The 12,070-nt window shown below is 49.4% G+C and carries 14 protein-coding genes; 10 read left to right on the top strand and 4 right to left on the bottom strand.

From position 1 onward, the window contains the following. Window positions 1-13 precede the first annotated feature (13 nt). A complete protein-coding gene (locus A7090_RS06125; RefSeq protein ID WP_000900883.1) occupies window positions 14-205 on the top strand; it encodes a YdcA family protein in 192 nt (63 codons plus the stop codon). Between the two features lie 188 nt (window positions 206-393). After that, window positions 394-1,446 (top strand): phage integrase, encoded by a 1,053-nt coding sequence (locus tag A7090_RS26990; protein WP_000290950.1) that lies wholly within the window; start codon window positions 394-396, stop codon window positions 1,444-1,446. A gap of 107 nt (window positions 1,447-1,553) precedes the next feature. Here the strand turns inward: A7090_RS26990 and rcdA are convergent, their stop codons facing one another. Further along, window positions 1,554-2,090 (bottom strand): DNA-binding transcriptional regulator RcdA, encoded by a 537-nt coding sequence (gene rcdA / locus A7090_RS06115; RefSeq protein WP_105273370.1) that lies wholly within the window; start codon window positions 2,088-2,090, stop codon window positions 1,554-1,556. Between the two features lie 82 nt (window positions 2,091-2,172). On the opposite strand from rcdA, the gene A7090_RS06110 reads away from it, so the two are divergent. The 3 genes from A7090_RS06110 to ybjH all read left to right on the top strand — a co-directional run bounded on the left by A7090_RS06110 (window position 2,173) and on the right by ybjH (window position 4,566). Next, window positions 2,173-3,381: an MFS transporter gene (locus A7090_RS06110; RefSeq protein WP_105273369.1), complete on the top strand. Its 1,209-nt coding sequence runs from the start codon at window positions 2,173-2,175 to the stop codon at window positions 3,379-3,381. Beyond that, a complete protein-coding gene (gene ybjI / locus A7090_RS06105) occupies window positions 3,381-4,196 on the top strand; it encodes a 5-amino-6-(5-phospho-D-ribitylamino)uracil phosphatase (RefSeq protein ID WP_105273368.1) in 816 nt (271 codons plus the stop codon). The genes A7090_RS06110 and ybjI overlap by 1 nt, the downstream gene beginning before the upstream one ends. Before the next feature lie 85 nt (window positions 4,197-4,281). Beyond that, on the top strand, window positions 4,282-4,566 hold the full coding sequence (gene ybjH / locus A7090_RS06100; RefSeq protein WP_000605480.1) for a protein YbjH: 285 nt from the start codon (window positions 4,282-4,284) through the stop codon (window positions 4,564-4,566). 40 nt (window positions 4,567-4,606) lie between these two features. Here the strand turns inward: ybjH and mdfA are convergent, their stop codons facing one another. Next, complete coding sequence (mdfA, locus tag A7090_RS06095) at window positions 4,607-5,839, bottom strand: multidrug efflux MFS transporter MdfA (protein WP_105273367.1); 1,233 nt, start codon at window positions 5,837-5,839, stop codon at window positions 4,607-4,609. 285 nt (window positions 5,840-6,124) lie between these two features. Between mdfA and ybjG the strand changes: the two genes are divergently transcribed. Next, window positions 6,125-6,721, top strand: coding sequence for an undecaprenyl-diphosphate phosphatase (gene ybjG, locus A7090_RS06090; protein WP_105273366.1), 597 nt, complete (start codon window positions 6,125-6,127; stop codon window positions 6,719-6,721). 57 nt (window positions 6,722-6,778) lie between these two features. After that, entirely contained in the window at window positions 6,779-7,537 is a 759-nt protein-coding gene (gene deoR, locus A7090_RS06085; RefSeq protein ID WP_105273365.1) for a DNA-binding transcriptional repressor DeoR, read from the top strand. 47 nt (window positions 7,538-7,584) lie between these two features. Here deoR and dacC read toward each other — a convergent pair whose 3' ends face one another. Further along, window positions 7,585-8,787, bottom strand: coding sequence for a serine-type D-Ala-D-Ala carboxypeptidase (gene dacC, locus A7090_RS06080; RefSeq protein WP_105273406.1), 1,203 nt, complete (start codon window positions 8,785-8,787; stop codon window positions 7,585-7,587). Window positions 8,788-9,032: 245 nt separating this feature from the next. Between dacC and gstB the strand changes: the two genes are divergently transcribed. Further along, complete coding sequence (gene gstB / locus A7090_RS06075) at window positions 9,033-9,659, top strand: glutathione S-transferase GstB (RefSeq protein WP_105273364.1); 627 nt, start codon at window positions 9,033-9,035, stop codon at window positions 9,657-9,659. 74 nt (window positions 9,660-9,733) lie between these two features. Here the strand turns inward: gstB and bssR are convergent, their stop codons facing one another. Further along, window positions 9,734-10,117, bottom strand: coding sequence for a biofilm formation regulator BssR (bssR, locus tag A7090_RS06070; RefSeq protein WP_105273363.1), 384 nt, complete (start codon window positions 10,115-10,117; stop codon window positions 9,734-9,736). Window positions 10,118-10,329: 212 nt separating this feature from the next. Here bssR and rimO point away from each other — a divergent pair, with 212 nt between their 5' ends. Both rimO and A7090_RS26440 read left to right on the top strand, forming a co-directional pair. After that, window positions 10,330-11,655 (top strand): 30S ribosomal protein S12 methylthiotransferase RimO, encoded by a 1,326-nt coding sequence (rimO, locus tag A7090_RS06065; RefSeq protein ID WP_000049367.1) that lies wholly within the window; start codon window positions 10,330-10,332, stop codon window positions 11,653-11,655. 225 nt (window positions 11,656-11,880) lie between these two features. After that, window positions 11,881-12,063 carry a HEAT repeat domain-containing protein gene (locus tag A7090_RS26440; RefSeq protein WP_240245888.1) on the top strand — a complete coding sequence of 61 codons (183 nt, stop codon included), beginning with the start codon at window positions 11,881-11,883 and terminating at the stop codon, window positions 12,061-12,063. Window positions 12,064-12,070: the final 7 nt, after the last annotated feature.

Below are 12,070 nucleotides of genomic sequence, written 5' to 3'. Positions count from 1 at the left end.
CCGGGAGGAAACTATGCTTGGTAAGGTATTTTTTGTGGTTTTGTCATGTTCTTTGTTATTAAACCCACTAACTACCTATGCTAGAAATTATCCCTGCTCAGGGAAAAAGGGAGGTGTTTCTCACTGTACCTCAGATGGCAAATTCGTTTGCAATGATGGAACTATTAGTAAATCCAAAAAAATCTGTACTAAAAACTCACGATAACTTTTGTTTTTATATCTGCGTCTAAAATAAAAATGAGCCGCAGGTTAACCGCAAAAGTTACATGCTCACATAGCAAAAAGAATAGCCAACTTCATTATGGCTTCAGTGAGATGTATGGTCGTAGGATTTCATACATTGACACTGGTTATACATACAGTAAAAATGCTCTCTACTGGAGGGCATTTTTTATGGCAGTACGAAAACTCACCACAGGGAAATGGCTTTGCGAATGTTACCCCGCCGGACGAAGTGGGCGTCGTGTGCGTAAACAATTCGCCACCAAAGGCGAAGCTCTGGCTTTTGAGCGTCACACGATGGAAGAAACCGAATCAAAGCCCTGGCTGGGCGAATCAGTGGATCGTCGAACCCTGAAAGACGTGGTTGAGCTATGGTTCAAACTACATGGTAAATCTCTGACTGCTGGACAGCATGTCTATGACAAATTGCTGCTGATGGTTGACGCTCTAGGCAATCCTCTTGCAACCGATCTCACCTCTAAAATGTTTGCCCACTATCGAGATAAACGCCTGACAGGCGAGATCTACTTCAGCGAGAAATGGAAGAAAGGAGCAAGCCCGGTCACCATTAACCTGGAGCAAAGCTATCTAAGTAGTGTTTTTAGCGAACTATCCCGTCTGGGCGAATGGTCGTATCCGAACCCACTGGAGAACATGCGAAAATTCACCATCGCAGAAAAAGAGATGGCATGGCTTACCCATGAGCAGATTGTTGAATTGCTGGCTGATTGCAAACGTCAGGACCCAATTCTGGCACTGGTAGTTAAGATATGCTTAAGCACAGGCGCACGCTGGCGTGAAGCCGTAAATCTTACCCGCTCACAGGTGACCAAATACCGAATTACCTTTGTCAGAACGAAGGGGAAGAAAAACAGAAGCATCCCTATCAGTAAAGAGCTTTACGAAGAGATCATGGCGCTTGATGGGTTCAATTTCTTCACAGACTGCTATTTTCAATTTTTATCCGTGATGGAAAAAACGTCTATCGTGCTCCCTCGCGGTCAACTCACACACGTTCTGCGCCATACGTTTGCGGCGCACTTCATGATGTCGGGTGGAAACATTCTGGCCTTACAAAAAATTCTCGGACACCACGATATAAAAATGACTATGCGTTACGCACATCTGGCACCGGATCATCTGGAAACGGCGCTCCGTTTCAATCCTCTGGCAACGCTGCCAAGTGGCGACAAAGTGGCGGCAGCGGTTGGCATTACCCCGTAATAACCACCACTGACCACCAACCTAACTTATTGTTTTTAATCTAACTTATTGTTTTAATTAACCCGTTTACATAAATGGGTTTTTTGTTGCCTGAAATTTATCTACTACTACCCTGCAACCCTCTCAACCATCCTCAAAATCTCCTCACGCGATAGCGGCTTACGGTCGGTAACAAAATGCAGCGTCATTCCCTCAATAAACGCATCAAGCGCGCGGGCAGTTCCGGGATCAAACCATTGTTCGAGCGTTTGCTGACTACGCTGCATCCAGTTTTGCATTACCGTTTTTAATAGCGGTTTTCGACTAGCCAGCGCGTAGAGCTGATACATCAGCTCCATGTTATCCGGCGTTGCAACCTGCGAGCTGTAGATCATCTCGGTGATAGCCTGGCATGCGCCTGTTGCATCACTGACGTCGCTAAAAAATGCCTGATATTGCCGGGACATGATCTCGGTAAAACTGCTGAACGCCTCCAGCAGCAACTCATCAATTCCTGAAAAATAGTAGGTCATCGATCCCAACGGCACCCCGGCAAGGGTAGCAATTTTGCGGTGCGTAACAGCATGTATTCCGTAAAGTTTCACCGCCTCCAGCGTGGCCTGGATGATTTTTTCTCGCCGTTGCGGATCGTTAGCGCGACGCATGTCATTTCCTCTCTCTGTAATTGTGTACAAATGTACACAACCTTGCTAAGGTTGTCTCCCCTCTTCCTTTTTGACGTGATCTATGACCGTAAATTCTTCACGTAATGTATTGAAACGCCGAACCTGGGCGTTGTTTATGTTCTTCTTTTTGCCGGGCCTGTTAATGGCGTCCTGGGCAACCCGTACGCCTGCTATCCGCGATATTCTTTCTGTCTCGATCGCTGAAATGGGGGGTGTCCTCTTTGGCCTGTCGATCGGTTCGATGAGCGGTATTCTCTGCTCAGCGTGGTTAGTGAAACGCTTTGGGACGCGTAAGGTCATCCAGGTCACAATGTCCTGCGCATTGATTGGGATGATGATATTAAGCCTGGCGCTCTGGTTGACATCGCCCGTGCTCTTTGCCGTTGGTCTCGGCGTCTTTGGGGCAAGTTTTGGTTCTGCGGAAGTGGCGATAAACGTTGAAGGTGCCGCCGTTGAGCAAGAAATGAATAAGACGGTTTTGCCGATGATGCACGGTTTTTATAGCCTGGGCACGCTGGCAGGCGCTGGGGTCGGGATGGCTCTGACGGCCTTTGGCGTTCCGGCAACGGTGCACATTTTATTGGCGGCGCTGGTAGGCATCGCGCCTATTTATATCGCCATTCAGGCAATCCCTGACGGTACGGGCAAAAATGCTGCCGATGGCACGCAGCATGGCGAAAAAGGCGTCCCTTTTTATCGCGATATCCAGTTGCTGTTGATTGGTGTTGTAGTGCTGGCGATGGCCTTTGCCGAAGGTTCTGCCAACGACTGGTTACCCTTATTAATGGTTGATGGTCACGGTTTTAGCCCCACTTCTGGCTCGCTGATTTATGCCGGTTTTACCCTGGGGATGACCGTTGGACGCTTCACCGGCGGTTGGTTCATCGACCGTTACAGTCGCGTTGCCGTAGTTCGGGCCAGTGCGCTAATGGGCGCGTTGGGTATTGGGCTAATTATTTTTATCGATAGCGCCTGGGTCGCAGGAGTGTCTGTTGTACTTTGGGGACTGGGTGCCTCGCTGGGCTTCCCGCTGACCATTTCAGCCGCCAGCGATACCGGCCCCGATGCGCCGACCCGCGTCAGCGTGGTAGCAACGACCGGTTATCTCGCTTTTCTCGTCGGGCCGCCGCTGCTGGGCTATCTCGGCGAACATTATGGATTACGTAGTGCAATGCTGGTTGTACTGGCGCTGGTTATTCTCGCGGCAATTGTCGCGAAAGCTGTCGCCAAACCCGATACCAAAACGCAGACGGCGATGGAGAATAGTTGATGAGCATTAAATTAATTGCGGTAGACATGGATGGTACTTTCTTAAGCGATCAAAAAACCTATAACCGTGAGCGGTTTATGGCTCAGTATCAGCAGATGAAAGCACAAGGCATTCGCTTTGTGGTCGCCAGCGGGAATCAATATTATCAGTTGATCTCTTTTTTCCCTGAAATTGCTAATGAAATTGCCTTTGTGGCAGAAAACGGCGGTTGGGTAGTAAGCGAAGGCAAAGATGTTTTTAATGGCGAGCTGTCGAAGGATGCGTTTGCTACTGTCGTGGAACATTTGCTGACGCGCCCGGAAGTGGAAATTATTGCCTGCGGAAAAAATAGCGCCTATACCCTCAAAAAATATGACGAAGCCATGAAAACGGTAGCGGAAATGTATTATCACCGTCTGGAATACGTCGATAACTTTGACAATTTAGAAGATATCTTCTTTAAGTTTGGCCTGAATCTTTCCGATGAACTGATTCCACAAGTGCAAAAAGCATTACATGAAGCCATCGGCGATATTATGGTGCCGGTCCACACCGGCAACGGCAGCATCGATCTGATTATCCCCGGCGTACATAAAGCCAATGGCCTTCGCCAACTCCAGAAATTATGGGGAATAGACGACAGCGAAGTGGTGGTCTTTGGCGATGGCGGTAACGATATTGAGATGCTACGTCAGGCAGGCTTTAGTTTTGCAATGGAAAATGCCGGCAACGCGGTCGTCGCAGCGGCAAAATACCGAGCTGGCTCCAATAATCGTGAAGGCGTACTGGATGTGATTGATAAAGTTCTTAAACACGAAGCGCCATTTAACCAATAAAAACGGCAGCACGCCCGGCAACACAATGCCTGAATGAAGGCTGCATAATTCGCGGAAATTAACCCGCTGCATTATTTCAGGTGAAATGATTATGAAAAATTGTCTACTGTTGGGCGCGCTTTTGATGGGCTTTACTGGAGTGGCGATGGCGCAAAGTGTCACCGTCGATGTGCCGAGTGGATACAAAGTGGTTGTGGTTCCTGATTCAGTCAGCGTGCCACAAGCGGTCAGCGTCGCGACCGTGCCGCAAACCGTCTATGTGGCTCCTGCGCCAGCTCCGGCTTACCGCCCGCATCCGTACGTTCGCCATCTTGCCAGCGTAGGTGAAGGGATGGTTATCGAACACCAGATTGACGACCATCACCATTAATTCGAAAATGCCTGATCGCACAAAGCAATCAGGCATTTTTTTACCCTTCGTGCGAACTTCCCATCTGTTTATCTTTTAAAAAGATAAACATCAGCAGCAGCCACAAAATTCCGTTGGCAAGGTTGAAGAGATTAAACAGGCCGTTGCCCCCGTTCAGCCAGGCATGTTTGCTGATTTCAATACCGACGGTAAAGATCAGCATTTGTAACATTCCCATCGCCGCAGAAACCGTACCTTTACTCATATCGCTGGCAAACAGGGTTAATCGCACCAGCCCCGCATTCGCCAGGCCAATACCGAAAGCATAAATACTTAACCCGGCAGTCATCCATAAATACGCGTGCGATGAGATAACCGTTGCCGCAGTAGCGACCAACAGACCAATCATAATCGGCCAGCCGCCCATAATAATCAGCGAACGTACGGTGCGGCGCGAGGTCAGACGCGCTAACAGCAAGTTACCCGCAATTAACGCCCCAAAAATAGGCACTTGCAGCAAGCCATATTCATAGCTGCTCAACTGTTCGCCGGTAATGATGATAATCGGCGACTGGGCGATCCACGCCAGCAACGGCAGGCTAACGAATCCCAGAGCCAGCGCCCCCGCCACAAAGCGACCATTCTTCAGCACCAGCTTATAGTCACGACCGAGCTCTTTCAGCGACAATTTCTCGCCTATACGCGTGGCGGTTTCTGGCATGGCACGTTGCAGGCCGAAAAAGGCGATCGCGGCCAATGCAGCAAACAAGACAAACATCCCTTCCCAGGGCAGCACATGGATCCACGCCGCGCCCACCAGCGGACCGAGTAGCGGAGCAATCAGCGCCACGTTCGCCATCAGCGCGGTGATCTTGATACAAACCGCCTCTTCGAAGGACTCCTGAATTGCGGCGTATCCCACAGCGCCAATGAAACAGAGGCTTATGCCCTGCAAGAAGCGCAACAGGGTGAATTGTTCAATGTTTTGCGCCAGTAATATTGCCAGACAGGTGACGATAAACCACACCACGCCCGCCAGCATCACCGGACGGCGACCAATACGATCCGACAGCGGCCCCAGTAGCCATTGTAAAAACATCCCGCCCGCCAGATACGCGGTCATCGAAGTAGGAACCCAATCAATTCCCGCCTGATATTGTTCCACCACGGCCAACATGCCGGGTTGAATCATATCGTTGCCGATATAGGTTGAAAATTCGTAAAGCACCAGACAGAGAGGGAAAAGTAACGCCTGACGTCCAAGTCTGGCACCGGAAGCTAATCTATTTTGCATGCAATTTCTTCGCCAATAATAATCGCGCAAAGTTTAATAAAAGCGCAGCTAACGAGAAAGCAAATTTTGTAGCTAAAACTACGGTTAAGTACATTCTTACATTATTGCGAGTATAGCTACGCTTTCTTTAAGTTTTATTTAACCTATGTCCGTTACAATCCCCCATCGTAAACAGGGCCGCTTGAGGGAAATAAGACGATGCCGCTTTACCCGGTTTAACCTGCACTTTATTCTCAACGACTTGCCTGTATTGGCCCCCTTTTCATCACTTTGCGTCGGGAAGTTATGCTGGAAAATTTGAATCTCTCTCTGTTCTCTCTGATTAACGCGACGCCAGACTCTGCGCCGTGGATGATCTCGTTGGCGATTTTTATTGCTAAAGATTTGATTACCGTGGTGCCCCTGTTAGCTGCGGTACTTTGGCTGTGGGGGCTTACAGCACAACGGCAACTGGTGATAAAAACCGCTATCGCGCTGGCGCTCAGCCTGTTTGTGTCCTGGACGATGGGGCATATTTTTCCGCACGACCGGCCCTTTGTCGAGAATATCGGCTATAACTTCCTGCATCATGCGGCGGATGACTCATTTCCGAGCGATCACGGTACGGTGATTTTCACCTTTGCACTGGCATTTTTATGCTGGCATCACCTGTGGTCCGGTTCCCTTTTAATGGTGCTGGCTGTCGTCATTGCCTGGTCGCGCGTTTATCTTGGCGTGCACTGGCCGCTGGATATGCTCGGGGGATTGCTGGCAGGTATGATTGGCTGCCTTAGCGCCCAGATTATCTGGCAAGTGATGGGGCATAAACTCTATCAACGTCTGCAATCATGGTATCGCTTCTGTTTTGCATTACCAATCCGCAAAGGCTGGGTGCGTGACTGATCTCTGTTAAAAAGTGTAGTATTAAGCGGCTCGCTTCAATAACTATTCAGAGGGATTATGGAAACACGTCGCGAAGAGCGTATCGGGCAGCTGCTGCAAGAATTAAAACGCAGCGATAAGTTACGTCTTAAAGATGCCGCCGCCCTGCTTGGGGTTTCGGAGATGACGATTCGTCGCGATCTGAACAACCACAGAGCGCCCGTCGTTTTGCTCGGCGGCTATATTGTTCTGGAACCGCGTAGCGCCAGCCATTATCTGTTAAGCGATCAAAAATCCCGCCTGGTAGAAGAAAAACGCCGGGCGGCAAAACTGGCTGCGACGCTGGTAGAACCCGATCAAACCCTCTTTTTTGACTGTGGCACCACCACACCGTGGATTATTGAAGCGATTGATAATGAAATCTCTTTCACCGCCGTTTGTTATTCGCTAAATACCTTTCTGGCGCTGAAAGAGAAACCCCATTGCCGCGCGTTTCTGTGTGGTGGTGAATTTCACGCCAGCAACGCCATTTTCAAACCCATCGATTTTCAGCAAACACTGAATAATTTTTGCCCGGATATCGCTTTTTATTCTGCGGCGGGCGTGCATGTCAGTAAGGGCGCGACCTGTTTTAATCTTGAAGAGTTGCCGATAAAACACTGGGCGATGTCGATGGCGCAAAAGCATGTGCTGGTTGTCGACCACAGTAAATTTGGCAAGGTGCGTCCGGCACGCATGGGTGACCTGAAACGCTTTGATATTGTGGTGAGCGATTGTTGCCCGGAAGACGAGTATGTGAAGTACGCGCAGACGCAGCGTATTAAGCTGATGTATTAATGGCGTATAACCGGATGACGTTTCCACGCCATCCGGTTATCACAAGATTAAGAGAACCAGCTGCCAAACCACTGATGGAATTTCATCATCACGAAGTCCCATATCCGACTAAAGAATCCCCCCTCTTCCACATTTTCCATCACGATCAGCGGACGCCGTTCAATGGATTTACCGTTAAGCTGGAAATCAATGGTGCCAACAACCTGACCTTTTTTCAGCGGTGCGGTGAGCTGTGGTTCCGTTAACGTATAACTCGCTTTCAGGTTTTTCAGCTGCCCACGCGGTATGGTCACTGATCCCCCTTCGCCTGCCCCGAGATTCACTTCGCTCTTATCACCAAACCAGACGCGCTGAGTCACAAAGGTGGCATCAGGTTTAATTGGCGTCACGGTTTCAAAGAAGCGGAAACCCCAGGTCAATAATTTCTCAGACTCATTAAAACGGATACGGTCAGTTTTCGCCCCCAGCACTACGGAGATCAAACGCATATCGCCCTGGGTAGCTGAAGCAACCAGATTGTATCCCGCGCCTGCCGTGGTTCCTGTCTTCATGCCATCAACATTCAGATTGCTGCTCCACAGCAGACGGTTACGGTTAGGCTGACGAATTTTGTTGAAGGTGAACTCTTTCTCTTTATGAATGGCGTACTCTTCCGGCACATCGTGGATCAATGCTTTACCCAGCAATGCCATATCGCGCGCGGTACTGAATTGCCCCGGCGCATCCAGACCATGCACCGTCTGGAAGGTAGTGTTGGTCAGCCCCAGTTTTTTGGCATAACCATTCATCAAACCAATAAATGACTCCTGGCTCCCGGCAACGTAATCAGCCAGCGCAATACAGGCGTCATTACCGGACTGGATAATCACACCTTTGTTCAAATCTGCCACCGAAACCTGATCGCCCGGTTTGAGGAACATTACCGATGAACCACGCAGTGCCGGGTTACCCGTCGCCCAGGCATCTTTACCGACCGTCACCATATCGGTAAGTTTAATCTTATCGGCCTTAAGCGCCTGCCCAACCACATAGCTGGTCATGATTTTGGTCAGGCTCGCGGGGTCCAGTTTCTCATCCGCATTGCCTTCTGCCAGCACTTTACCGCTGGCGTAATCCATTAAAATCCATGCACGCGCGTCCACGCTCGGCGCGTCAACGGTTTGTTCCGCCGCAAATGCTGTTGGGGCAAAAAGGAATAAAAATGCAGAACCCGCTGCAAGACCACGAAGGAGAGAGGAGTATTGCGTCATAAATGCCACCCGAGTATCCATTCAAAAAAATACGTTATATCGCCGTATGATAAGTTCGGTGATTAATAACGCACACACAAACTTAAAGAAACTGTAAGTTGGTAAAGTTTTTAAAGTTTATGCAATATCCTGCCGCTCCGCTGCTTCTGGCGTCATTTTTTTGCCAGCTGTTGCTTAAAAGTTAACTTTACTTCACCATCAACGTCCTGTTCAGCCTGTGGCTGCCTGTCGGAAAAGGGGTGAGTATGATTACGCTGTGGGGCCGGAATAATTCAACCAACGTAAAAAAAGTATTGCTGACGCTCGAAGAACTGGAACTACCTTATGAGCAAATTCTCGCGGGCCGTGAGTTTGGGGTAAACCACGATGCTGATTTTCTGGCGATGAATCCTAACGGGCTGGTGCCGTTGTTGCGTGACGACGAAAGTGATCTCATTCTTTGGGAATCAAACGCCATTGTCCGCTACCTGGTGGCACAGTACGGGCAAAAACGTCTGTGGATCGACTCACCGGCACGTCGTGCGGAAGCGGAAAAATGGATGGATTGGGCAAACCAGACGCTCAGTAATGCCCATCGCGGGATCCTGATGGGAATAGTCAGAACACCACCGGAAGAGCGCGATCAGGCCGTCATTGATGCCAGTTGCAAAGAGTGCGACGCACTGTTTGCTCTGCTTGATGCGGAACTGGCAAACGTAAAATGGTTCTCTGGCGACGAGTTTGGTGTGGGCGATATCGCTATCGCACCGTTCATCTACAATTTGTTTAACGTTGACCTGACCTGGACACCGCGTCCAAATCTGCAACGCTGGTATCAGCAACTCACCGAACGCCCCGCAGTGCGCAAAGTGGTGATGATCCCCGTTAGCTAATTGCGTGGACTAACCAAATTCATTTTTACAAAAACTTAAACATGAAGGGGGAGACGCCTTCTCCCCCTTTGTTTTCAGGCCTTCTCAAGCATGGCGTGCTTCTGCAGGCTCTGGATACTCAGCGTTAAGCTCATCAGACAATTTTCAAGCTTATCGGCGTTGACGGTAATAACTGTCGGGCAATCATGATGCCCACTCATCAAGCATACTGCGGCTGTCGTTAATGCTTCTTCAGCATGATGAAGAGCACTCCACTCTTCCTGATCCAGATGAAGATTCAACCGCAGCGATTTATCGTGCAGTTCGCGATTCAGTTTAAAAACGTTATCTCGTAGATGATTGCTTTCGCTGACGGACATGTATCCTTTTGCCTTCCTCAGTTGCACGTATGCGGCGAGGTCAACGCGTGCGTCGATCAACCGGTTCAGCAGATCGATTCGCTGTCTGTCAACGAACATTCTTCGATCCTCCTCTTTGCAGCCTTGTTGCAATTAAATAGTATGGCTATTATTTGAGCAAAATGCTGTCTGGAATCAATTTTTCACACTGAATTAACAAAATTTACATTTCTTTCGCCTCTGCCAGCGAATGAGATTGCGATACAAATTTTATCCAGAACTCTGTAGAATCCCTGCCCTGACCTTTCCTGTAACTGAATATTTTTTAAGCTATGAGCAAAGTAACTCCCCAGCCGAAAATCGGCTTTGTTTCCCTTGGCTGTCCGAAAAACCTTGTCGATTCAGAGCGTATTCTCACCGAACTACGCACTGAAGGTTATGACGTGGTACCGAGCTATGACGATGCGGACATGGTGATCGTCAACACCTGCGGCTTTATTGACAGCGCGGTACAAGAATCACTGGAAGCCATTGGTGAAGCGTTGAATGAAAACGGCAAGGTGATTGTGACAGGCTGTCTGGGGGCGAAAGAAGATCAGATCCGCGAAGTCCACCCGAAAGTGCTGGAAATCACCGGACCTCATAGCTATGAGCAGGTTCTGGAGCACGTTCATCACTACGTGCCAAAACCGAAACACAACCCATTCCTGAGCCTGGTGCCAGAACAAGGTGTGAAACTGACGCCGCGTCATTATGCCTATCTGAAAATTTCTGAAGGCTGTAATCACCGCTGCACCTTCTGCATTATTCCATCTATGCGCGGCGACCTGGTAAGCCGCCCGATTGGCGAAGTGTTAAGTGAAGCAAAACGTCTGGTTGATGCGGGCGTTAAAGAGATTCTGGTGATCTCGCAGGATACGTCTGCCTATGGCGTCGATGTTAAACATCGTACTGGCTTCCACAACGGTGAGCCGGTAAAAACCAGCATGGTCAGCCTGTGCGAACAGTTATCGAAACTGGGGATCTGGACACGTCTGCACTACGTTTACCCTTATCCGCATGTGGACGACGTCATCCCACTGATGGCAGAAGGCAAAATCCTGCCGTATCTGGACATTCCGTTGCAGCACGCCAGCCCGCGCATTCTCAAACTGATGAAGCGCCCAGGTTCTGTAGATCGCCAACTGGCGCGCATCAAACAGTGGCGCGAAATCTGCCCGGAACTGACCCTGCGCTCAACCTTTATTGTCGGCTTCCCTGGCGAAACGGAAGAAGATTTCCAGATGTTGCTCGACTTCCTGAAGGAAGCGCGCCTAGATCGCGTTGGCTGCTTTAAATACAGCCCGGTTGAAGGTGCAGATGCCAATGCTCTGCCAGATCAAGTGCCGGAAGAAGTGAAAGAAGAACGCTGGAATCGCTTCATGCAGCTGCAACAGCAGATTTCTGCCGAACGTCTGCAAGAGAAAGTGGGCCGTGAAATTCTGGTAATTATCGACGAAGTGGACGAAGAAGGCGCGATTGGTCGCAGCATGGCTGATGCACCGGAAATCGATGGCGCGGTTTATCTCAATGGTGAAACCAACGTTAAGCCGGGTGATATCCTGCGAGTGAAAGTCGAGCACGCTGATGAGTATGATTTGTGGGGTAGCCGGGTTTAACTAATCTACGCCGCCTGCCGGATGCGGGCGGTATTCCCACTAATAGAAATAAAAAATGAACGAAAATTACCGTCGTCGTAAACAAAATCAAGAAATTGCGGCATTCGAATATTGCCGAACACTGAATAAAGACAGTTTATATCGCCATTTAGGCGATAAAAACCCCAAAATTCGTTCCGCTTCTCCGTCTCATTTGCCATCGGTTGTTTGCGCGATGATACGCTGTTGCCGCCACTCATCACGTTACTTCACGATCCTGATGATGATGTTCGCGACTGGGCAGCATTTGCTATTAATCAGCAAGGCTATGATTCTGCGGAAATTCGCGCCATTCTGACAACCATGCTAAATGATCATCATGAAGGCGTACGTACAGAGGCAGAAATTTGGTTTGAAGAACACGAGTAACAGCCCC

Source organism: Escherichia sp. MOD1-EC7003, from assembly GCF_002965065.1.
GTDB lineage: Bacteria > Pseudomonadota > Gammaproteobacteria > Enterobacterales > Enterobacteriaceae > Escherichia.
Note: the sequence above shows the minus strand (reverse complement) of the source record. Positions and strands in the feature narration are given on the sequence as shown.